The organism is Mesorhizobium terrae (assembly GCF_008727715.1).
In the GTDB taxonomy this organism is placed as follows: Bacteria; Pseudomonadota; Alphaproteobacteria; order Rhizobiales; family Rhizobiaceae; genus Mesorhizobium; species Mesorhizobium terrae.
In genome coordinates this window covers 4,329,414-4,350,069 of record NZ_CP044218.1, presented here as the reverse complement: position 1 = coordinate 4,350,069, position 20,656 = coordinate 4,329,414, and the positions used below count along the sequence as shown (strand labels likewise).

The 20,656-nt window shown below is 64.5% G+C and carries 20 protein-coding genes; 1 reads left to right on the top strand and 19 read right to left on the bottom strand.

Features of this window, described 5'->3' with window-relative positions:
- Nucleotides 1-81: 81 nt before the first annotated feature.
- The 17 genes from FZF13_RS22230 to FZF13_RS22155 form a co-directional block, all read right to left on the bottom strand.
- The gene (locus FZF13_RS22230; RefSeq protein WP_024922173.1) at nt 82-804 is read right to left on the bottom strand and encodes a DUF2793 domain-containing protein; all 723 of its coding nucleotides are present in this window, start codon (nt 802-804) and stop codon (nt 82-84) included.
- Between the two features lie 11 nt (nt 805-815).
- Nucleotides 816-4,703 carry a baseplate multidomain protein megatron gene (locus FZF13_RS22225; RefSeq protein WP_024922172.1) on the bottom strand — a complete coding sequence of 1,296 codons (3,888 nt, stop codon included), beginning with the start codon at nt 4,701-4,703 and terminating at the stop codon, nt 816-818.
- Nucleotides 4,703-5,158, bottom strand: a complete 456-nt coding sequence (locus tag FZF13_RS22220) for an NlpC/P60 family protein (protein ID WP_024922171.1) — start codon at nt 5,156-5,158, stop codon at nt 4,703-4,705. Before FZF13_RS22220 ends, FZF13_RS22225 begins: the two co-directional genes overlap by 1 nt.
- Nucleotides 5,136-6,014, bottom strand: coding sequence for a DUF2163 domain-containing protein (locus FZF13_RS22215; RefSeq protein ID WP_024922170.1), 879 nt, complete (start codon nt 6,012-6,014; stop codon nt 5,136-5,138). The genes FZF13_RS22220 and FZF13_RS22215 overlap by 23 nt, the downstream gene beginning before the upstream one ends.
- Nucleotides 6,011-6,643, bottom strand: a complete 633-nt coding sequence (locus tag FZF13_RS22210; protein ID WP_036254742.1) for a DUF2460 domain-containing protein — start codon at nt 6,641-6,643, stop codon at nt 6,011-6,013. Before FZF13_RS22210 ends, FZF13_RS22215 begins: the two co-directional genes overlap by 4 nt.
- Nucleotides 6,643-8,607: a hypothetical protein gene (locus FZF13_RS22205; RefSeq protein WP_024922168.1), complete on the bottom strand. Its 1,965-nt coding sequence runs from the start codon at nt 8,605-8,607 to the stop codon at nt 6,643-6,645. The genes FZF13_RS22210 and FZF13_RS22205 overlap by 1 nt, the downstream gene beginning before the upstream one ends.
- A complete protein-coding gene (locus FZF13_RS22200; protein WP_024922167.1) occupies nt 8,604-8,906 on the bottom strand; it encodes a DUF1799 domain-containing protein in 303 nt (100 codons plus the stop codon). The genes FZF13_RS22205 and FZF13_RS22200 overlap by 4 nt, the downstream gene beginning before the upstream one ends.
- A gap of 107 nt (nt 8,907-9,013) precedes the next feature.
- Nucleotides 9,014-9,340, bottom strand: coding sequence for a hypothetical protein (locus FZF13_RS22195; protein ID WP_024922166.1), 327 nt, complete (start codon nt 9,338-9,340; stop codon nt 9,014-9,016).
- A gap of 12 nt (nt 9,341-9,352) precedes the next feature.
- Nucleotides 9,353-10,285 carry a phage tail tube protein gene (locus FZF13_RS22190; RefSeq protein WP_024922165.1) on the bottom strand — a complete coding sequence of 311 codons (933 nt, stop codon included), beginning with the start codon at nt 10,283-10,285 and terminating at the stop codon, nt 9,353-9,355.
- A gap of 1 nt (nt 10,286) precedes the next feature.
- On the bottom strand, nt 10,287-10,436 hold the full coding sequence (locus FZF13_RS29035) for a hypothetical protein (protein WP_161773070.1): 150 nt from the start codon (nt 10,434-10,436) through the stop codon (nt 10,287-10,289).
- Nucleotides 10,433-10,873, bottom strand: coding sequence for a phage tail terminator protein (locus FZF13_RS22185; protein ID WP_024922164.1), 441 nt, complete (start codon nt 10,871-10,873; stop codon nt 10,433-10,435). Before FZF13_RS22185 ends, FZF13_RS29035 begins: the two co-directional genes overlap by 4 nt.
- Nucleotides 10,860-11,330 (bottom strand): phage virion morphogenesis protein, encoded by a 471-nt coding sequence (locus tag FZF13_RS22180; RefSeq protein WP_024922163.1) that lies wholly within the window; start codon nt 11,328-11,330, stop codon nt 10,860-10,862. The genes FZF13_RS22185 and FZF13_RS22180 overlap by 14 nt, the downstream gene beginning before the upstream one ends.
- 47 nt (nt 11,331-11,377) lie before the next feature.
- A complete protein-coding gene (locus FZF13_RS22175) occupies nt 11,378-11,809 on the bottom strand; it encodes a gp436 family protein (RefSeq protein ID WP_024927270.1) in 432 nt (143 codons plus the stop codon).
- Nucleotides 11,809-12,195, bottom strand: coding sequence for a hypothetical protein (locus FZF13_RS22170; RefSeq protein ID WP_024925162.1), 387 nt, complete (start codon nt 12,193-12,195; stop codon nt 11,809-11,811). The genes FZF13_RS22175 and FZF13_RS22170 overlap by 1 nt, the downstream gene beginning before the upstream one ends.
- A gap of 24 nt (nt 12,196-12,219) precedes the next feature.
- Complete coding sequence (locus tag FZF13_RS22165) at nt 12,220-13,113, bottom strand: Mu-like prophage major head subunit gpT family protein (protein WP_024925161.1); 894 nt, start codon at nt 13,111-13,113, stop codon at nt 12,220-12,222.
- Nucleotides 13,114-13,159: 46 nt separating this feature from the next.
- Nucleotides 13,160-13,594 carry a hypothetical protein gene (locus tag FZF13_RS22160; RefSeq protein WP_024925160.1) on the bottom strand — a complete coding sequence of 145 codons (435 nt, stop codon included), beginning with the start codon at nt 13,592-13,594 and terminating at the stop codon, nt 13,160-13,162.
- Nucleotides 13,595-13,627: 33 nt separating this feature from the next.
- Nucleotides 13,628-14,701, bottom strand: a complete 1,074-nt coding sequence (locus tag FZF13_RS22155) for a phage protease (RefSeq protein WP_024925159.1) — start codon at nt 14,699-14,701, stop codon at nt 13,628-13,630.
- Between the two features lie 213 nt (nt 14,702-14,914).
- On the opposite strand from FZF13_RS22155, the gene FZF13_RS22150 reads away from it, so the two are divergent.
- On the top strand, nt 14,915-18,862 hold the full coding sequence (locus FZF13_RS22150) for a PIN domain-containing protein (protein WP_024925158.1): 3,948 nt from the start codon (nt 14,915-14,917) through the stop codon (nt 18,860-18,862).
- A 464-nt stretch (nt 18,863-19,326) separates the two neighbouring features.
- On the opposite strand, the gene FZF13_RS22145 is transcribed toward FZF13_RS22150, so the two are convergent.
- Nucleotides 19,327-19,623: a hypothetical protein gene (locus FZF13_RS22145; RefSeq protein WP_139116469.1), complete on the bottom strand. Its 297-nt coding sequence runs from the start codon at nt 19,621-19,623 to the stop codon at nt 19,327-19,329.
- A gap of 373 nt (nt 19,624-19,996) precedes the next feature.
- Complete coding sequence (locus FZF13_RS22140) at nt 19,997-20,656, bottom strand: phage head morphogenesis protein (RefSeq protein ID WP_036257077.1); 660 nt, start codon at nt 20,654-20,656, stop codon at nt 19,997-19,999.

Below are 20,656 nucleotides of genomic sequence, written 5' to 3'. Positions count from 1 at the left end.
ATCTCGGATCATCGTCAGGCGGGACTGGTTTGGCGATCGGCCCGCTGCCAGCGCCTCGGCGCTGGCCACCCGTTCATTCGGTCATGTCTGCGGCACCCTCGGCAGGATGTAGTGGATAGCGACGCGCACGGCGCCGCCGGTGAAATTGCCGCCATTGGCCGAAAGCCGGACCGGCGTGTCGGCATAAAACGCGGTCGGGCCGATGACACCGGCATTGTTCGAACCGGCGGCGATGCCCAGCGAGCCGCCGAATTTCGAACGCTCGCCGGCCAGCCCGCAATCGTAGGAGGCCGCACCGGTGATGGCGGTGACGGTGCGGGTCGAGACGCAAAAGACGATGGCGCGGTTCGGGATCGAAATCGCGGTGTCAGCAAAGGCCCCGGCCAGCCCCGAGACCAACGTCTCGGCGACCGCCAGTACGTTGCGGGCGCCATTCGGGCTTTCCGAGACGATGGTGGTGCCGACCGCCGCCGTTTCGCGCCAGGCGGTGCCGGAATGGACCAGCAGCAGCCCCTCGTCGGCGACGAAGCAGAGCCAGCCCTGGCGGGGAACGATCTTGGTCCAAGCGCCATCGGCGAAGAGCGCGATGTTGAGATCCCAGCCCAGCCATGCGCCGGAAGCGCTGGCGGCCGGAATGTAGCGGTCGCCTTCGGCGGGTGCCGCCGGCGGCACGGCGAGATCGCGGTCGAGCACGGCAAGCTGCACCAAAGCGTCCAGCCGGTGCAGCGCCTCGTTGACCGGGATATGTTTCTGCGCCTGGTCGGGCGCGATGGTCTGCAGCTTCAGTTTGAGCGTCTCGGGCATCGGTGCCTCCGTCAAATGGTGACCAGGGTTTCAAGGAAGATGCCCGGCCCGTAGCTGGTGCTGCGCTGCGCGACGCGGGCATGGAAGGCGGTGCGCTGCGCGCCGAAATCGGCAACCTGAGAAGCGGCCGTGTAGGTCTGCTCGGGCACGGTGGTCTCGAAGGTACGCAGAACCGTGCCGCCGGCACCGTCCAGGATCTCCAGTCGGTAGGCCTCACGTTCCTCGCCGAGCGGCACCTCGTCCCAGCTGTCGCCACCGATGCGGCTGCGCCTGATCCAGCTGAGCCGCCAATCGCCGGTCTCGCTACGGCGGCCGATCAGCCGCGCCGGGGAAAGCGGTCGCCGCCCGCGCCCGCGCAGCGTCATCGTGAAAGACGACACGCCGGGATCGGCGACGCCACGCTCGGCCGAGCCGGCGCGCCAATTGAGCGGCAGGCCGAGCAGCGAGGCCGGCAAGGTCGCCTGGGCGACGCTCGGATCGAGCATCAGGCAGCGCGCGCCTGCGGCCACCGGCGCGCGCATCGCGTGCTCCGAGCCGCGCTGGCCGCGCAGGAGACCGGCAAGCCGGAACGTGCGCGCGCCGGTCGACGTGACATTGGCGAATTGCAGCACCTCCCATTCGCCATCGGCATTCTCGACCAGCATGGCGTTGGCGCCATTGAGCACGGCAAGCTCCGGCACCGATGCCAGCGTGCCACGCAGCAACTCGACGTCGAGCCGGTTGACCCGGTCCCAGCGGCCCACCGGCCCGCTATGGAGCGGCGAAGCGGTGCGGCCGATCGCGCCCGGCACCGGCAGCAGCGTGTCGAGTTCGAAACCCGCATCGGAGGGCGAACGCCACAAGGCGATGCCGCTGCGGAACGGCGACATAACGCCGGCGACGTAAGGCGCGTGCGCAATATCACCGTCGCGCAGCAGCGGCGCGTCGGCGACAATCACCTGCGCCGGCACGATCGGCTGCCGTGGCGGCTGCTGGCCGCCGGTCGGGTCGGTGCCGAAACTGCCGCCGGCGAGCGGATCGACCTCAAAGGCCTCGATGCGGCGCGCCTCGCCAATCGCCGCGCGCTCGATGCGCACCGCCTGCCCGGCCGGCTGGAAGGCGACGACGTCGCCCGGCTCCAGCGCCAGCCGCGATGGTGCCAGCGCAAAGGCATAACGTTCGCGGCCGACCCAGGCGGCATTGAGCTCCAACTCCGCGATCTCGCGGGCACGGGTCTCGCCCATCACCACGGGCGGCGAGAAATCGACGACGCGACGCGACGAGCCGGCCGAGCGCCGCGCCTCGGCGGCGCCGGCCTGGTCGTCGCGCGACTGGTCGCCATAACGCAGCTTGACCGCGTCCGGCAGGTCGGTCTCCTGCGCCCGCGTCCGGCGAAAACGCGCCGGCGCATCGCTCGCCACCACCAGTTCGTCGGCCGTGATGGTGGCGACAGGTGCGCGGCCATGGCGGGCGAGGAACTTGACGATGCCGCCGCTTTCGACCGCGTCGAACTGGTAGGCAGGCCGCAACGCATCGAGCAAAGCGCGCGCCGAGGTCAGGTTGCCGACCGTCACGCCGTCGACGACGCCCGGGATGGGTTCGATGGCATAGTGGCTGAAACCGGCATCGTTGAGGATGGCGCGAATGGTTTCGGCCGCCGGCGCCGTGCCCAGTCGGCCGGACAGCCAGTGTCCGGTCTGCCAGTTGCGCCAATCGCCCCACAGGCCCGAACTCACCGGGAAGGACGGCCAGGGTCGCGTGTCCCAGCACCAGATGTTGGAATGACCAAGATCGACCATGCGGCCGCCATAGGCCGGCGAGACCGGATTGTTGGCGGCCAGCGCATAGTGACCGATCATCGCCTCCAGCCAGCTGCGTTGCATCTGGTCGTCGCGGGCACGGCTGGAAAACCACGGAAAGCCGCCCTCCGAGGAGCGGCGATCAGGGAAAAGGTTCGGCTGGTTGGAGCCCTTGTCGACGGCCGGGCAGCCCAATTCGGTGAAACGCAACAGCTTCGAACGCGGCACCCAGCTGGTCGAGCCGCCGCTCCGAACCCCGCCCGGCCGGTTGTGATGGGCATTCCGCCACCAGCCCAGAATGTCCTTGTTGCGGAAAACGAAGGGCTCGCCATGGGCGCCGTCGGTGATCGGCGTGCGTGCCTGCGCGTTACGCGCGGCCTCCGAGGCGTAGAACCAGTCGAAATATTCGCCGCCGGCGACGTTGCCGCGAAGATAGGCCTGGTCATAGATGGTCGACGGTCCGGCCGGGTCGAAATCCAGATGCGCCGAGCCGTCGCGCCAGTCCGACAGCGGCAGGTAATTGTCGATGCCGATAAAGTCGATATTGGCATCGGCCCAGAGCGGATCGAGGTTGAAGAAGACGTCGCCCGAACCGTCGCCCGGCCGGTGGCTGTGATATTCCGACCAGTCGGCGGCGTAGCCGAGCTTCACGCCAGCGCCCAGCATGACGCGCGCCTCGGCCGCCAGCGCCTTCAGCGCGTCGACGAACGGATAGGTCGAGCCGGACGAGCGCACCTGCGATAGCCCGACCAGCTCCGAGCCGATCAGGAAGGACTCCACACCGCCGGCCAGCGCCGCCAGCCTGGCATTGTGCAGGATAAAGCGGCGGAAGCTCCACTCGGCCGGGCCGGAATAGGTGACGGTGGTGCCGGAGCCGCCGAAATGCACGGCGCGCGCCGTGCCGACGAAGGAAGCGACCTGATCGGCGGCCGCGGTCGTCTTGTCGGGTGAACCGGCGAAACCCGGCGCCGGCGAGCAAGACATGCGGCCGCGCCACGGATAGGCCGGCTGGCCGGGAGACGACGCCCCCGCCGAATAGGGGTTGGGCAAGGCATTACCGTGCGGCACATCCATCATGATGAAGGGCAGCAGGCAGACATCGAGCCCCCTCGCCTTCAGCGCCTGGATGCAGCGGATGACCGAGGCGTCGTCCGGCGTGCCGCCATAGGCTGGCGCGCCCTCGATGGTGGAGACCAAGGTCGCGGTCTGCCTGGTCAGGCCGGCGACACGCCACGTCACCGGCTCGGTGGTCTTGACCGCCTCGATGCGCGGCTCGACGCGACAGGCGCCGCAGCGCAGATCGGTGCCGAACCAGGACACGACCAGCATCACGCTCTTCAGCGCCGGGCACAACATTTGCAGCCGGTCGATCGAGGCGGCGATATCGGTCGCGGCCAGAAGCGTGTGGCGGTTCTGGCTCTCGCCGTCCTTGACCCAGACATGGCGCGTGTCCAGCCCATGTTCGTTGCCGGGGATCAGCGCCACGGCCTCCACCTGTGTTTCCAGCGCGCCGACAAGGCGAAACACTTCTGCGTTGATCTGCGGGATGCGGTTGCCATAGGCGGTCAGGTCGAGCCGTTCGAAGACGATGTAGCAAAGCCCGCGATAGGCCGGCGCCGCACCCTCCTTGACCTCGATCAGCGGATCGGCGAGCTGGCTTTCCGAACCCGGATGGAAACGGAATTCGACCTCGTCCTGGTCGATCTCCTTGCCGTCCGCCCAGATGCGGCCGATGCCGGCGACCGGCCCCTCGCACAGGCCGACCGCGAAATTGGCGTGGTAGACGTAGGTCGTGGTCTCGACCTTCGGCCCGCCGAAACCCTTGCCGCCGGATTTCTCCTTGCGGATCTCCTCCTCGAACCGCGTCGCCCAGAACAAATGGCCGGCGGTGCGGGCGCGGCCGTAAAGCCGGTTGATCGGGCTGCCTTCGGTCGAGGTCTGCACGTCGGAGCTGGTGAGACGCGGGCCTTCGCGTTTCTGCGTCGGTGTCAGCGCCGAGACCAGAGCCTGGTCGGCCATCGAGCCGATCAGCGCGCCGATGGCGCGGCCGGCGATCAGTCCGATCGGTCCGAAGGCCGCCCCTAGCGACGCACCGGCAAGGCCGAGCAGGATGGTTGCCATCACGCCCTCCCCGGCAGGCAAAAGACACCGGCGATGCGGGCGCGCCATTGCGGCGCCAGCCAGCCCTCGGCGACGACGCCGGCCGACTGGTAGGCATGCAGGAGCCGTTCCGGCTCGACCAGGAAACCGCAATGCTTGGCCGGCAGCGAAGGCCGCCAGCGAAAGACCAAGACGTCGCCAGGCCGCATCGCCGCGACCGGCACGGCGGTGAAGTGGCGATGCGCGGCATCGAGCAAGGTTTCCTCGCCGGTCGTCTCCGCCCAGTCGCCGCTATAGGCCGGCAGCGGTTCGGGGTCCTCGCCATGGAAGGCGCGCCAGACGCCGCGCACCAGGCCGATGCAATCGGCGCCGATACCCTTCAGCGACGCCTGGTGGCGATAGGGCGTGCCGATCCAGCCGCGTGCCTCGGCAACGATTGCCGCGCGGAAAACCTCATCGGAAGAAGGACGAACCATCGTTCACCTCCGATTTCTTGGCGATGCCGAGCGCGAAATCATTGCCCGGAATGTGCGGGAAGCCCCGGAAATTGGCGCCGTTGCCGAAACGCGAACGGCACATATCGAAGGTGCGGGCGCAGCCGGCGGTGACAACGAAGGCATCGCCGGCAACGACCGGCCGGGCGGCACGACGCCACAGAACGAGCCTGTCGCCCGCATGGCCGCGCAGTTCGACGCGGGCGCCCTTGTTGGCGCCGGCGGTCCAGGCAAGCACGCCATGGGTGAACAGGTCGCTGGCGAAACCGGCGAGACCGGAGACCACAAGCAGCCGGTCGTCGCTCGCGCCGAGCACGGTGCCGGCGCCGCGACGGGCCGGATTGGTCAGGTCGACGCCGCAGCGGGCGTCGCCTAGCACCGCGTCGCACTGGCGCTGGTAGGTGCTGCCCTCGTCCTGGTTGAGGCGATGGACGAGGCCGCGGATCTCGGCCTCGTAGGCAAGGTCGCCACGCGTCACTTCGCCGAGCGAGCCCGCCCGCTCGAGCAAGCGGTTATCGACCTGCGTCCAGTCGACGATCCAGACCTCGACATCGGCGTCGTCCCAGAGACCGAGCGCGATGTCGGCATCGGCGATGGCATCGGCCGAGACCGCGCCGGAAACCTCGTCGGTATCGACGGCAAGGCCGAGCGAGCTTTCGGTCTCGGCGGCGGTGAAACCGGTTTCGGCCTGATAGGTGACACCGCCGAAGACAAGGTCGCGGTCATGGTCGGTGAAGCCCAGCACCAGCCCGTCGCGACGCTGGAAACGCCAGCAATGGCAAAGCGTGGTGACGCCGGACGCGACAAGCGCGGCGAGGCCTGCCGGCAGCGCCATCATGGCCGGATCTCCTTCAGGAGAATGGACGGAATGTCGCCGAGCGTCGCCGTGCGATGGCTTATCTGGTCGAGGCGGCAGTCGAAGCGCACCGGCACGTGGAATTCGCCGCCCCAGCTGAGCGCGGCACCGGCGGCCGGGGCAACGGCGAAGGTGACGATGCCGGTCGCGGCATCGAGCGTCCAACCGGTGGCCGCCGCACCGCCAATGCCGATCTGCACCGTGCCAGCCACCGGCTTGCCGATCGGCCGGAAGAATTCGTGCGGACCCCGCGCATAACGTTTGACCAGCTGGAAGGTCCTGCGCACGCCGTCGCCGGTGCCGAGATCCTGGTCGGTTCGGCTCACCGGCTGGTGCGGCCCGCGCGAACGGTAGTCGGACCAGTCCTTCAGCCGAAAGCCCTTCAGCCGGCCCATGGCGACGTAATAGAGCTCCAGCACCTGGTAGAGCTCATCCGGCGTGCGCACGCCGTAGCGGGCATCGTAGAAACGCAAGGGCTGCGCGATGCGGGTGTTGCGCTCCTCATGGCCGGAAGATTTTTCGATGATTTCGGCCGGCCAGTCCGGCCCGCCGGCGGAACCCGACGAGACATGGACCGGGAAGAGCTGCTCCTCGAGGAACGGGATCGCCATCACGAATACCTGCCGCTGCGCGCCGCCAATCGCCCGGCGGCGCGGGCGGCGAGCGCCCGGCTTTCGGCGAAGGCTTTCGGGTTCGGCGTCTCGACATGCCAATTGTTGACCACCGTCCGGCCGCCGCCATATTTGCGCTGCAGGTCTTCCGGCCAGCCGATCTCCTCGCCGTCCATGGCGATCACCGGTCGCTCGCCGGGTTTCAGCCAGCCGCCGCCATGCAGGCGCGGCGCGCCGACGAACAGCGACGGCGGCACCCGGCGCGTTGGTCCGGGCGCGGCACCGACGGGGCCGCCGCCATGGTAGAGACCGACGCCAAGCGCGCCCGGAGCGGCCGGGAACATGTTGAGCGCGTTGAGACCGAACAGGTCGCCGAGCATGCCAAGCCCGCCGCCTCGGCCGCCGAACAAGGCCTGGTCGAGCGCGCGCAGCGAAAAATCGAGGAAACGCTGCGAGACCATCTGGATGACGCCGCCAAGCGCTTCGCCGGCGCTGCCGGCCCGCCAGACCGTCATGCCGAACTGGTGCATGACGCCTTGCAGCGCGCCGAACTCGTCGGCGAGTTCCGCCGCACTGCCGCCGGCTCCGCCGCGCCGGGCATAGGCCGCACTATTACCGACAAAACCGCCGGAGGCGTAGCCGGAAATGCCGGTGCGCATCGCCTCCAGATTGGCGACGCCGATGCGGGCGGTTGAGGCCGCGTCGAAGACGAATTCCCGGCCGTGCACGAAGCCGGCGACGCGGTCGGCCGGCAGATGGCCGGTATAGCCGCCGGCGGCGAAACCGCCCGCCGGCAATCCGCCCGGCCCAGCCGGGAGCGTCGGTTGCACCGAAAGACCGGAAATCGAACGCAGCAGCCGCTCATATTCGGCAAGCTGCGCGTTGGCCGCGCCGGCGGCGGTGCCGGAGGCGGCGATCTCGCCGGAAACGCCCGATATCGGCGCGTTGGCCGCGGCGGCACTGCCGCCGATGTCGCGATATTTCTCGGCCGAGCCGCCCAGCGCTGTCGCGGCCGCCTCGGCATCGCCGGTCAGCCCCTTCAACAGATCCTTGGCGCGGGCGAGCTCGGCCTGCAATTTGGCCGCCTGCTCGGTGTCGGCGATCAGCCGCTCGGCGGTCTGGCGCAAGGGTGAGCCGACCGGCAGTTCCTCGGCCGCCTTGCCGATTTCGTTGCGGAAGGCGATGAGGTCGGCCTTGCCCTCGGCCAGCTGCCGGCGCAGCTTCAACACCGCCTCACCGACGGCGCCGAAATCCTCGAGGAAGGTTTCGAGCCCGTTCTGCAGCGCCAGCGGGCCGAACAGGTCGCGACCGTTGAAGTCGCCGATCGCCAGTTCGACGTCCTTTTCGAGGCGGCCGATGTCCTGCTGCGCCTGGAAGCGCAAAAGCGAGCTGCTCTCGAGACCGTAGGAGGAGGCCCCGCCCCTCGCCTCGTCATAGGCGCCCTTGATGCGACGGATGAGTTCGGTGTGTTCCTTGAGATCGCGGTTGATGCGCGGCGTGTTGTCGAACACCTCGCGGGCATAGGAGACGAAAGCTTCGGTGGCGAAACCGAGGCCGGCGGCGACGGCCGCACCGGCAACGCCGCCTGCGAGACCGGCGAGCAGCCCGACCGTTGCGCCCCGGAAGCGGCCAAGATGGTCGGCGGCGCCGCCGGCCGCCTTGCCGACATCGCCGAGACCGGTTGCTGCGCCCGGCGCCGCGCGCGCAGTGTCACCGAGCCCGGCGCCGACCTTGTCCAGCGCATCGGCCGCCGGCGGCGCCTTCCTGGCAAGCTTGTCCAGCTCTTCGTTGACCGGCGCCCATTCGATCGGCTTTTTGGTGTCGCGCGCCGTCACCTTGTCGAGATCGCCGGACGTCTTGGCCGCCTTCTTGCCGAGATCCTCGACGCCGCGCGCCGTCTCGTCGAGCGCCTGGCGGGCACCCTTGGCATCTCCGTCGATGACGAGCGCCAGCCTCAGCGTCATCTCAGCGCCCCGTTGAGCGCATCGCGCGCAGCGGCTTCGAGGGTCTGCAGATCGGCCAGCAGCTTTCGGTCGAGGTGGATGCCGGCCGCGCCAAAAGCGACGGCGGCACCGGCATAATCGAGGCCGATGAAGACGGCGCGCAGCCTCCCGTCCTCCAGGCCAAGCGTGGTGCGCCATTGGCTGGCGGCGGCAAGGAAGGCCTCGACCGCCGCTGCATTTTCCGGCCACACGCCGGCAAAACCGCCCGGCCGATGCCCGGCCAGCCGTTCGGCAAGGGCAAGCAGCTGATCCTGCGGCACGGCGAAGGCGCGCGCGTCATCGAGCGCGGCATGGGATAAATCCTCCAGATCGGTGCGGGCGCTTGTCTCGACGAGGCCGCCGGCCGCCCAGGCCCGCGCGGCCGCCTTCAGTTTCCCCGGCGGGCTCCGCCGATGGCGCCGAGAAAGGCGGTCAGCAGCGCCTGGCGGACATGGTTGATGTCGGCGAGGCGCGCGAAGCTCTGCGGGGTCAGCGCCAGCGGCGAACCGTCGTCGTCCTCGACCTCGTCGATGGCGGCAAGGGCTGCCTCCAAGAGCGCGCGTGCGCCGGCGCCGGTGGTTATGTCGAAACCCTCCAGCTCGGAGATGGTCAGCGCCCGGAACTCGGCGCGGAAGGAACCGAGCTCAGTCTCGCCATCCGGCGAGCGCACCGCAACCGTCGTCCAGAAACTCGGATTGGCATCGAGGCGAAACATCAAATCCTCCCGTCAGGTCAGCGTCAGCGTCCATTGATCGTTGCCGGCGGTCGTCAGCGGCACCATCGGCAGCACCCATTCCAGGATGTTCTGCTGGTTGGCGAAGCTCGGCCGCTGCAATTGCGCGCCGGCAACCGCAAGCGTCGCCTTGCGGCCGGCGCTGCGGCCATGCTGCAGGGAAAGCGCTGTCCGCGTCTGACCGGCGGCGGCGGCGAAGGGGTCGAATGTCGAAAGCGGCACCGCCTCGACCTGGCACGAGATCGCATCAGTGCGGTCGACGACCAGAATGCTCTCGGCGCCGATCAGGAAACGGCCCTGCACGTCGTTGCCGAGGTCGAGCGAGAAATTGCGCAAGACCAGCGGCACGGCGCCGAGCGTGAAAACAGGCGTATTGAGGCTGGTCGCGATATCGGGCGCCAGGAAGGCGGTCAGGTCGACGGTGGGCCGCACCCCGGGATCGCTGGGCAGCGAAAACAGGCCGCGGAAATCGAATTCGAAATAAGGAATGCCCTGCGCGTCGATCCGCATCACGGCGCTGCCACGGCTGCCCTTTAGCACGAAACGGGTCGGACCGATCCAGAAATGATGGGTGACACTTTCATGGCCGTCGCTGATCGGATTGTAGACGACGGATGTGGCGGCCGTGATCGTCTGGCCAACCGCGCAGGCCCTGAGCGAGGTTCCCCAGGCCGGCGGAACACCGACGGTTCCGGACGGCACCATCTCGACACGGTATTGCAGCCGCATCGCCAGCTGCGTCGGCACCGTGGCCTGCGGCCCAAGCCAGGGCAATTCATGCTCGCGGCTGATATCCTGCCCTTCCATCGGCGACAGCACGACATTGGTGGCCAGGATGCCGTCGACCGTACCGGTGGGCGCCGCATCGACGCCATAGACCGTCTCGCGCTTGCACAGCAGGATCTTCGATTTCCATTTGATCGGCATTTCAAGCCTCCTTCGACGGCGCCCCGGCTGGCGGCTCGGCCGTGAATTCGACGCGTTTCAGCGAACCGTCCGGCTGGCGCTCGAAACTGCCACCGGACGACGGCAACGGCGCCGGCAACGCCTTGTCTTCCACCACCGGTTTTTTGCTCATGGCAGCACCCTCAACTGGTTCTGGATGGCGAAATCGAGCTGGTAGATGACGGTTCCGGCTTCGGCCGACAGCAGCTGACCGCGCCGGAGCGAAAAAACGCCAACCGCCTCTTCCGGTCCCCAGCCGGCGAGTGCCGCGATCAGCTTCCAGATCAGTTGGTCGACGGTGGCGAGCGAACGGGCACCGGCGATATCGCCGGCCGCGTGGATGACCAGCATGACGGCGAACACCTCGTCGACCAGTTGCGTGAAAGCGCCGGCCGCTGCGTCGCCCTGATTGCGGGCAACAAGGCCGAGCGGCAGGACGAAGGCATGCCGCGGCGCCTGCGGCAGACCGCCCTTGCGCACCAGTTCCGACAGTTCGGCGGCGCCCTCGACCCGGCGGGCGAGCTCGGGCACGCGGCTGTCGATGCGGGCAACGAGCTCAGCGACCAGCATCGCCGCCCTCCTCCGCGCCGAGATAGGCGCCGGCGATCGCAGCGATCTCCTTGCCGTCCGCTTCGTCCAGACCGAGGAAAGCACGCCGCGGCATTGTCACTGCCTTGACGGCGATAAAACCATTGCCGCCCGGCAGCCGGAAACGCAGCGCGCGCGCCTTCTTCGCCTCGATGCGGCCGCCGGTCTGGTGGATGGCGGCGTAAAGTACATTGGTGCCGACGGCGACGCCGTCGTCGCTCGCCTCATGGGTGATCGACTGCACCAGGCTGGCGGTATCGGTCAGGGTACGGCCGCCGAAGAAACGGGCGCGCAGCGATTGCGGCCAGGGATTGCCTTGCGGGTCCTCTTCATCCTCGAAACGCTGCTGGGTCGAGACGACCAACGCGGCGCCGACCTCGTCCCACAATTCGCGCGGCCGCTCGGCCCGGACGGCAGCTTGTTTCAGGCTCGAAAGCACGACCTCGTAACCATCGAAGGCAAGCCGCGCGCCCCGCGCCGCCTCGCTCAGATGTAGCCCTTCAGCGTCGCAGCCGAGAGCGGCCGCTCCGGATCGTTGGTGATGACTTCGGCTGCAGCCGAGGCCGGCGGCTCGGCGCCGGCGACATCGAGGCGGATCAGCCCCGAGGCGATGTCGCGCAGCGTCCTCAACGCGGCATCGTGATCGGCCTTGATCTTTTCGGCGGCGACGCGGCCATGCGCGTAATAGATCGAGATGCGCAGGGCGAGATCGGTGACCAGGCGCGGCACCTCGGCCAGCGGCAGCGCGTAACGCAGCTTGAGATGGCCGTCGATCAGCGCGCCGGCGTCGGCGATCGCCCGGTTGAACAGCGCGACGTCGACAACGGTCGCCGGCACCTCGCCGCGATCGGACAACTCGATCAGCAACCGTTCCGAATAGCGGTCCTTCAGCTCGGTTAGCGTGCAATAGGCGGCCATCAGACAAACTCGACAGTGAGCATCGGCTCGGCGAGCAGCGCCTCGACCTGTTCCGGCAACCGGAAGGCAGACAGATCGTGCAAGACCGCAACGGCGCTATGCGCCATGCCGGCGCGGCGGAAGCCGTCGATGCGGGAAACAACGCGCAGGCAGGATGGCGGGGCGTCATGCGCCGCTCGCCAGGCCGCGAGCGCCGCCGCCAGGAGCGGGAAGCGCAGACGGAACGCCTCTTCGGCTGGTTGCGCATCGTCGGGCAAAGGGGTCCCCGCAGCGACGGCGGGCTGCGGGGCATCCGGGCCGGCAGGCTCCGGGGCCGGCGCGGATGTCTGGATAGGCTGAAGGGGTTCCGCAGCCGGCTGGGCCGCGGCTTTCGATTTCCTGGTCATGAGCGGTCTCCGGGTCGGGAACGGTCAGGCCAACCAGGGCACGACCAGCAATTCGGCCGTGCCTTTCCACTGGTTGGTCTCGCCGCCGGCGCCATAGTCGTTGTTGAGCAATTTGCGCGCCGTGCCTTCCAGCGCCGGCGGCACCACCATCAGGCTTGCCGTAAGGCCGAGCGGGCGGCCGTAGTCGCCCTTCATCGACGAGACGGCGACACGCGCGGTCTCGTAGCGGGCGGCGTCGAGTGGCTGCCGCGAGCCCCAGCAGAACTGCCAGAAGCCGAAGCCGACATTGGCGCGCGCGTCGGCGCCATAGACGAATTCCTTGTTCATGAAGACATTGTCGTCGGTGAGCTTGTCCTTGGCCTGGAAGTCGAAATCGCGGCGCTTCTGCAGGATGACCGGTTTCAGCGCGCGCGAAGCATCCATGAGGAACCAGGCGGTGCCAGCGCCGCCATCGGTGTTGGCGACCGAGACCGGCTGGCCTGCCTCGTCGAGCACCGGATGGTCGATGTCGAAATAATACTGGCCGTCATAACACTTCTCGGAGAAGCCGGATTTCAGCAGGCTGAAGACGAGCTGGTCCCATTTGGCGCCGGTCGACTGACCCATTTCGGTGAACATCGGCGCATAGATGCCGAGATTGTCGGTCTCGATGTCGTCGCGGTCGACGCCGATGGTCAGTTCCCACGGCTTTTCGGTGATCGAATAGTCATGCTGCTGCAGGTTCTGCACCGCGCGCGGCCCGATCCATTCGCGCACATTGGGGATCTTGCCGAGCCAGCCATATTTCTGCGTCTTGGTCGACGACGGCACGCCGGTCGAAATGCGCGAATGCAGGGTCGAGGCCTGGCCGAGGCCGGCCTGGAACGAGGTCTTGAAGCCGACGCGCAGGCTGTCGAGATTGGCGGCGTTGATGAGCATGGACGTTGATCCTGTTGAAGCGAAAGCCTTTTCGTAGCGCCAACGGTCAGGTGAGATAGGCCTTGGCGAGCGCCTCGTCGAAACGTACCCAGACGCCTAGCTCGTCGACCCCGTCGACGAAGCCGGCGATAGAGCGCGTGTTGGTGGCGCTGGTCTTGGCCACCGTCTGGTCGTCGACGGCATAGGCCGGTCCGCCGATATCGGCGGCGGAGATGAGGTCGGCGACGGCCGAATTGGCGAAGCGATAGATGCCCGGCCGGTATTTGACGTCGACCGCACCCGCCGCGCCCGCATTGACTTTCTGCTCCTCGGCGCGACCGACACCGATCAGGCCGAGCGCCGTCTGGCCCTTGGTGAGATGGCCGGTGACTGCCCGCATGACGATGGCGCCGGCGAAGATGGTGACGCCGGCCGCCATCGGGCCGGAACGGTCGTCGCCGATCATCCTCGGCGTGTTGCGGTCGGCGGTCAGGGCGGTCATGATTTTGTCTCCGGTGGCGGATGAATGAGGTGGCTAGGCCTGGCGTTCGGCCTTCAGCGTGGCGAGATAGTCCTTCTCGGCGATGCCGAGCAGGCGCGCGGCCTGGCGCTGTTCCGCCTGCAGCGCGATCTCGCCCGCCGGAGCCGGCGGCGGCACGATCTCGCCACCGCCGCCAAGCACTGGCAGGCCGGCGATCAGTTCGGCTGTGCCGGCGGGATCGGCCATGTGCATGGCGATGTAGCGGTCGCGCAGCGGCTTGACGCCGACGCGACCGGCCTTGATGGCGCCGTCGACATAGGCTTCGGCTTTCTCGCGTTTTGTCGTCTCCTGCAGGGAATTCAGGCTCTTGGTGACGGTGGCGAGCTCGCTCTGCAGCGCGGTAAGGGCTTGCTCGCTGTCCTTGCCGCCCTTGCCGGTGGCGAGCGCCTGGGCACCGGTCAGCACGGCGCCGGCATCGATGCCAGCCTGCAGGCCGAGCGCCACCGCAATCGGATCGAGGGCGGCCTGCAGCGCCGTCAAGGACTTCGCCTTTTCGGCATGCAGCGTGGTGACAGCGGCCAGTGCCGCGTCCTCGGCCGTAGTGGCAGGCAGGCCGAGCGCGGCGAGCAACTTTTCGAGCAGCGGGTTCATCTCTGTCTCCTGGTGAAGCGTGGTCAGTCCGCGCAGGTTCGGCCGGTTGACCAGCGAGGCGCGCAGGATGGCGGTGACGGTGCCGTCGGCGGCGTGCTGGATCGCCGGCGAAATGCCGCGATAGGCGCGGCTGGCGACCAGGTGGCGGCCGTCCTCGGTCCATTCCACCCTGCCCCAGACGCCGTCGGCGCGCGCCTGCAACTCGACGATCCAGCCGCGCGCCGGCGCAGGCTCCCCACGCGGGGCGGCGAGATCGGTGGCGTGGTTCTCGTCGATCGGCAGCCGCTCGCCGGCGCCAAGGCTCGCAGTCGCCAGGCGGGCGGCGTCAGGCACGCGGTACGGCCCCCGGCCATCGCCGGTGCGGATCTCGCCGGCTGGAAGAAGATGCACCCAATCAGGCGCGCCCTCAGGCAAGCCGACGGCGGCGCAGAGCGCCACGGCGGCGATTTCGGCGGAGTGAAGCGAGGAGCGAAGCATGGCGGCAGCTTGCCGCCATGGAAAAGCTCAAACCATGCCCGCCGGCGCGGGCGTGGCACCAATTCGCTATTGGTTCTGCAAAGCTTTGCTTCTACCGCTCTTTTTCTACCTGTTGACTATCAGATTCCAACTTTGAATGACGCAGCAACTGACGAAGGTATGTGATTGTATCAATGTGCACTCAAGTACAACGAATCACACTCTGCTTCTCTCATGTCACTTCTTGCCGCAACCCAGATCCCCAAGCCAGCTGACGAACAAGCTTTCGAGCGCGCTTCAGTTGTGCTGTGGCGCAGCTTGCTCAACGATCGATCGGTGCAGCGGAACGGTCGACGGGGGCAACGACAGAATGGCGTCGATCTCTTCGGAATTCGTGACAATGACACGGATTGGCTGGTTGGCATTCAATGCAAACTCAAAAGTGAAGGACATTTCCTCACAGAGGCAGAAGTTCGCAGTGAGGTCCGGAAGGCTCTGACATTCAAGCCTCTTCTTAGAGAATTCTACATAACGACAACTGCATCGGATGATGTCGCGATGCAGGAACTCGCGCGTGTCATCACGACGGAGCTAGCGAAATCAAATCACAAACTTCGCGTCTTCGTTTGGGGGTGGAATACGCTGGAAGAAAAAATCAACGAGGATGCCGACGCCCGCAACTCGTTCGATCCAACCTACGACCCGTTCAGTGGGAAACTTCTAGACGAAACGCGGGCGATGCTCGTTGCTCAGCATGAGACACGTGCGGACATGAGCGCTGGCTTCTCTCGTATAGAAGCAATGATCACCGAAGTAAGCGCGCTGAGGGTTGTGCCACCAGGTGACACAACAGTCGCAATGAGCTTGCTTGAGGAGCATCTCGATGCCGAGATCGACGAATATCGCGAACTGAACAACAACGGAAAAACGCTGACCGCATTACCGCTGCTGGAAAGGCTCCTGGATCGTGTCAAGACATCAGCTTCCGGTCGCATCCTCTTCCGCATAAAAGCGAACATCGGCCATTGCCTGGTGGCGCTCGGCAAGGACGATGACGCCGCCGCGATGTTGCTGGCATCCTACAGCCACGCGCCTGACGAGCCCAAAGCTGTTGCAAACAAGGCTTTCGGGCACTTGCTGAGGGAGGAATACGAGGAGGTTCTGGCATTCGGAAGCTCAATGCTGGAAGCCAATCCAACGAATGAATGGCTCGCAGGCTACGTCGTACAGGCCGCCAGGTTCGATACATCGATCAGCGATCCGCTCGGCATCGTTCCTGAACAACTGCACGCAACTGCTTCAGTTCAGATCGGAAGGATTGATTTCGTCAGACGCAATGGCAAGCCGGGTGATTGGTGGCCGATCGCTCGAAAGGTGTTTGAAGCACATCCCCTGGAGCCTTATGCGATGCAATTTGCAGCGGAGGCTGACCTCGAGGAAATATTAGCAAGTGAAGGCTTTCAAAACCGGCGCCTGCTCTCACCGACGGAACGAAGTAGGCTCGAAGCTGCAGCAACAATACTCATTTCACGATGGGATCATGCGAGGGTTGCTGACGGTGCAATACGGCCAGAGGATGCAGCTGTTTGCTGCAATATCTTGGTTACGCTTCATGCCCTCGGCAACCTGAATGCAGCGATCGACATCGCACATCAAGGGCTCTCGCTAGCGCCTAATGACGTCGAGATCATTACCCGCGCAGCCGTAGTCGCCATCGACGCCGATGACGAGCTCTTCGCTCGATCGCTCCTTGCTAAGCTACCGAGAAGTTCGGACGCAGCTGTCCTAAAGTTCCGATTTCACGCCGCACGTGGAGATTGGGAAGAAGTAGTGCGTATCGCTGAGGATGACGCTTTGTTGATCCCAGCGTCGGAAGCCCCGGCTATCTTAACGACCGGAAAGCTAGCAAAGATTAAGATCAGTCATGGTGATCAGGAAACGCTCAGGCAACAGATATCCTCTATTGCCTCCGAGGCCTCTGGCGATGCTCGCGCCAGCATTATCGTCGCTGACTTTGCGCGAAGAGAAGGAATTCAGGGCATTGCTGATGATACCTACAAAGTAGCCCTCACCCATATCAGTGATGAAAGTCACGTCGCGGACAGGTTGATGGTGGCACATCATGCGGCACGGCGCGGAGATTATTCGATCGTCGTGGACCTGTTGGACAATCATGTAGCGGAAGACCATGACAATGACGAATTGCGGACACTTGCACGCGCATTGGTCAATGATTACCCCATCCGGCAGCGTGCCTTGGCTTTCTTCGAACGATTGTCCGTCGAGTTAAGAGCACTCCCCTTCTTCCTGAATGCTGAAGGTTTGTTGCACTTCAACCGCGGCGCCCTCTCCGAAGCAGAAGCGGCACTCAGAAAGGCCGTCCAGGTACGACCGGACCTTGAAAACTACCTTGCGCTCATCTCGGTGCTCTACCGCTCAGATCGAAATGACGAATTGAAAGAGGTCGTTGAAGCAATCGATCTCAAGACGGTGGATGGAACACCTGGTCAGAAGATGTTCCTAGCCCAAATCGTGCGAAAGATCGGGGAGGGAGCCAAAGCACTCGAGTACGCCTATGAAGTACTCCGATCTGCTAGAAATGACCAGAACGCAGCTCTTCGCTATTTCGGTCTCATCATGATGAATCCGGCGGACGGTCTCATCCCGCCTGTTGAAACCGTAGCAGTTGGAACATGGGTCAGCCTAGAAAGCGATAAGCACGAGACGCATGCGTTCCTCATTGAAGAAGGCAGTGATCGACCTGCCGAGGATATCTTGAGCCCAGCTCATCCGACTGTTGCGGCGGCCCTTGGTCTGAAGATCAATGACGAATTCGAGATGCCGGCTGGTTTTGGCCGGGTTCGAAAGTGGCGTGTCGTAGAGATCAAGCACAAATATCTCCACGCTTTGCACGACGTCATGGAGAATTTCGAGAAAAGATTTCCGGATACCAAGGGCTTCTACAAAGTCACGATCGAGGATGACAATATCCAGCCAGCGCTGGATCAGGTTCGTCGCGTATCGGAGAGCAATCGAAAGCTCGCCGATCTCTATCTGGAGAACAACTATCCCATCAGCCTAGTTGTCTCGAGGGGCGACCGCGACGCCATCAGTTTTGTGGACTATATCCGCTTTCTCGACTTCGATATCCGCACGTGCGCAGGCACCGAAGCGGAGCGTGTAGCAGCGGAGAAAATACTAAGCGATTACAGACATACTGGCGCGGTCCTTGATACCTACACGGCATGGACAGTTGCCACGATGGATGCTTTCGCAGCACTGAAGTCGGTGGTTGGATCGGTGATAGTTCCTCAATCCGTTATTGATGAGTTAAGAACGCTAAGAGACGATCAGGAATTTGTTGGCCAAGAGGCGATGACAATCGCTTGGCATGATGGCGAATACATCAAGCAGGAATTCACTGCAGGCGATGTCGCAGTTCGTCGCAACTATATCATAGAGAAAATCGCCAGGATCGAGGCAGCTTGCGATATTCGGCCGGTCATTATTGAAAACAAGCCATCTGAGTTGGCGATCTTGACCCACCAATCCTTGGGTGCCCATGTGCTCGACGCGGCTAATCTCGCAGGAACGAAGCACATTCTCCTCTCCGAGGACATGAACTTCCGCCAGTTTGGTGAAGCAGCCTGTTCAACCAGAGGTGTATGGCTTCAGGCCGTGTTTGCATTCGCACGCGCACTCGGAACCATCGACCAGCGTGACTATGTTGATCTTGTTGTAAAACTCGCGTGGCATCGTCACGGCCACCTCTCGTTGGACGCCGCCACGTTGCTTGTCGCCTATGAGGACAGTCGAGAGAGAAATCTGGAAAACTTCAAGGCGCTCGCTCATTTTATGGGTACCAAAAATGCAGACATGCGATCGCATATCAATGTAGCAGTGGAGTTCCTCAATCAGCTTTGGCTCGTAAGCGACCAGTTCGATGTCGCCTGCCAGCAGGCCACAGGCGTCCTGCTAGAACAGATGATACGATATCACTCCACCCATTGGGCGCTTGTTCTTACTTTGATCAAAAGGGAGTGTGCTGCCCCCATCCAGCAGTATATCGGCCGCTGGCTTGTCGGCCATTTCCTTCCTACTGAGGATGTCAGCCGCGCAGAAATTCAAATTGAGGAGCGGATGAAGCAACTAAGCGTCAGCCAAGCAAATCGTGGCATTTAGTGAAAGACATAAGACGACGAAGGGAAAGGCACCGGCTGCGTCTTGCGCCGTTGAAAGACAGACACGCTCAAGCAATTCAAAACGCTTTCAGCCGTGATCCCGCGCTAAGCTTGGCAACCGGAGTCCGACCGCCTCGACATTCATGTCGACACCCGGATCGATGCCAGCCGACGACTCGATCAGACGGCCGCTCTGCCATTTGACGACAGTGCTTTGGGGCGTCGCGACTTCCACTAGCTTCCAGCCGTACCGGCGAGATAGCACTCAAATCCATGCTTGAAGCGAAGAAGAAGCGAAGAGCATCCTCCAATATCGAGACCATCAGTCGGCGTGCCGCATTTCGCTATCGACATGGCATCCAGTCGTCACGGAAGTGGATATCGCCAAAAAGGATGTGCCCCAACCAGCGCGCCGTTAGGCACGCTGGGGGCAGTCTCGACATTGGAAAGACGTTTGCCATTGCCTTACTTAGCTTTCGGCTTCTTCTTCGAGACGGCCGTGATTTTCCAGTCGCCCTTGTTCAATTTCGTGATGTCGTATTTTTTCTTGGCGTCCATTTTCGCCTTGTACGAAGCCATGGCGTAAGAGCAGCTCACCGAGCCATCCGGGTTCGAAGACATCCCGCCACCCACATGTCCGCACCAGGCATCGCAGACTGCTTCCGACCCCTGTGAACAGGTAAGTTTCCCCGCCATTGCATATGAAGCACTTGCTGCAAGAATAGCCACTGCAGCAGATGCACGAATTACGTATGTAAACATCGCGATTGCTCCAAAATCTGATCTAAGCTTGCGTCGGCTGCCCAAGATCGGAGCGCGATCAGCATAGCCTTTGTCGAATGCGATAATTGATCCCCACCGCCTCGAAATCTCGACTTAAATCCGGTGCCGATTGGATCGGTAGCTGCACGACGCGGGCAATATTCAACGCGGCCGATAGTTTGCAACCAGGCCCGAGGCGGCTGTAATTTCCACCTCTATTCCAATGATTGAGCCTATAGGTCATTTATTTGCGCTTTTATTATACCTCTATGATTTTGTTCACACATCGAAGCCTCGTGTTATGCCGAGGTTTCGTTTCCCGATTTCCCGCATGCTAAAGCGGTTTTGAACGCTTTCAGCCGCGTTTCGGCCTTCAACTGGGCAACCGGAGCCCGACGACCCCAACATTCACACCAAAGCCCGGATCGATGCCGGCCGGCATCTCGACCGGACGGCCGTGTTGCCACTTGATGATGGTGCGTTCGGGCGGCGCGTCCTCATCAACCGACCAGCCGTAGCGAGCGATATCCCGCGCCGACAGGGACTGCACGTAGCAGCGACAGTTCCAGCCGTTCGGCGGATAATGCGTTTGCCACCAGTCGTGGTCGACAGGAAGGATGACCCCATGCCAGGCGGCGTGTTCCTCGCGGCTGCCTGGTTGCGTGAGCGCCGGGTCGACATGGACGTAGCGAAGATAGGGCCTGATATGTTTCAGCCGCTGGATCTGCTGCCAGCGCCCCGCGGCATAGGCCTGCGCGGTGGCGATACGAAAGGCGAGCGCGGCGCGCCGGCCGTCGCTCTCCCAGCCGTGCCGCTCGACGATCCCGTCCCATTCGGCCAGGAACCCCGGCAGGCCCGTGCCCTCCTCCAGCGCGTCGAGCACGGCCTGCGTGATGTCATGCACCAGCGCATCGCTCATGCCGGCGGCGCGGTCGGTTGCCCCGGCGTCGACGGCGCGCAACAGTTCGAGCCAGCGTTCGGGCGGCAGCGCCAGCCGGCGTCGCAGGAAATCGATAGCCTCGTCGAAACGCAC

Excerpts from the sequence above, each read along its gene's own strand:
- FZF13_RS22230 (WP_024922173.1), bottom strand. The coding sequence starts at position 804 with ATGCCCGAGACGCTCAAACTGAAGCTGCAGACCATCGCGCCCGACCAG.
- FZF13_RS22225 (WP_024922172.1), bottom strand. The coding sequence starts at position 4,703 with ATGGCAACCATCCTGCTCGGCCTTGCCGGTGCGTCGCTAGGGGCGGCC.
- FZF13_RS22220 (WP_024922171.1), bottom strand. The coding sequence starts at position 5,158 with ATGGTTCGTCCTTCTTCCGATGAGGTTTTCCGCGCGGCAATCGTTGCC.
- FZF13_RS22215 (WP_024922170.1), bottom strand. The coding sequence starts at position 6,014 with ATGATGGCGCTGCCGGCAGGCCTCGCCGCGCTTGTCGCGTCCGGCGTC.
- FZF13_RS22210 (WP_036254742.1), bottom strand. The coding sequence starts at position 6,643 with ATGGCGATCCCGTTCCTCGAGGAGCAGCTCTTCCCGGTCCATGTCTCG.
- FZF13_RS22205 (WP_024922168.1), bottom strand. The coding sequence starts at position 8,607 with ATGACGCTGAGGCTGGCGCTCGTCATCGACGGAGATGCCAAGGGTGCC.
- FZF13_RS22195 (WP_024922166.1), bottom strand. The coding sequence starts at position 9,340 with ATGTTTCGCCTCGATGCCAATCCGAGTTTCTGGACGACGGTTGCGGTG.
- FZF13_RS22190 (WP_024922165.1), bottom strand. The coding sequence starts at position 10,285 with ATGCCGATCAAATGGAAATCGAAGATCCTGCTGTGCAAGCGCGAGACG.
- FZF13_RS29035 (WP_161773070.1), bottom strand. The coding sequence starts at position 10,436 with ATGAGCAAAAAACCGGTGGTGGAAGACAAGGCGTTGCCGGCGCCGTTG.
- FZF13_RS22185 (WP_024922164.1), bottom strand. The coding sequence starts at position 10,873 with ATGCTGGTCGCTGAGCTCGTTGCCCGCATCGACAGCCGCGTGCCCGAG.
- FZF13_RS22175 (WP_024927270.1), bottom strand. The coding sequence starts at position 11,809 with ATGGCCGCCTATTGCACGCTAACCGAGCTGAAGGACCGCTATTCGGAA.
- FZF13_RS22170 (WP_024925162.1), bottom strand. The coding sequence starts at position 12,195 with ATGACCAGGAAATCGAAAGCCGCGGCCCAGCCGGCTGCGGAACCCCTT.
- FZF13_RS22165 (WP_024925161.1), bottom strand. The coding sequence starts at position 13,113 with ATGCTCATCAACGCCGCCAATCTCGACAGCCTGCGCGTCGGCTTCAAG.
- FZF13_RS22160 (WP_024925160.1), bottom strand. The coding sequence starts at position 13,594 with ATGACCGCCCTGACCGCCGACCGCAACACGCCGAGGATGATCGGCGAC.
- FZF13_RS22155 (WP_024925159.1), bottom strand. The coding sequence starts at position 14,701 with ATGCTTCGCTCCTCGCTTCACTCCGCCGAAATCGCCGCCGTGGCGCTC.
- FZF13_RS22150 (WP_024925158.1), top strand. The coding sequence starts at position 14,915 with ATGTCACTTCTTGCCGCAACCCAGATCCCCAAGCCAGCTGACGAACAA.
- FZF13_RS22145 (WP_139116469.1), bottom strand. The coding sequence starts at position 19,623 with ATGTTTACATACGTAATTCGTGCATCTGCTGCAGTGGCTATTCTTGCA.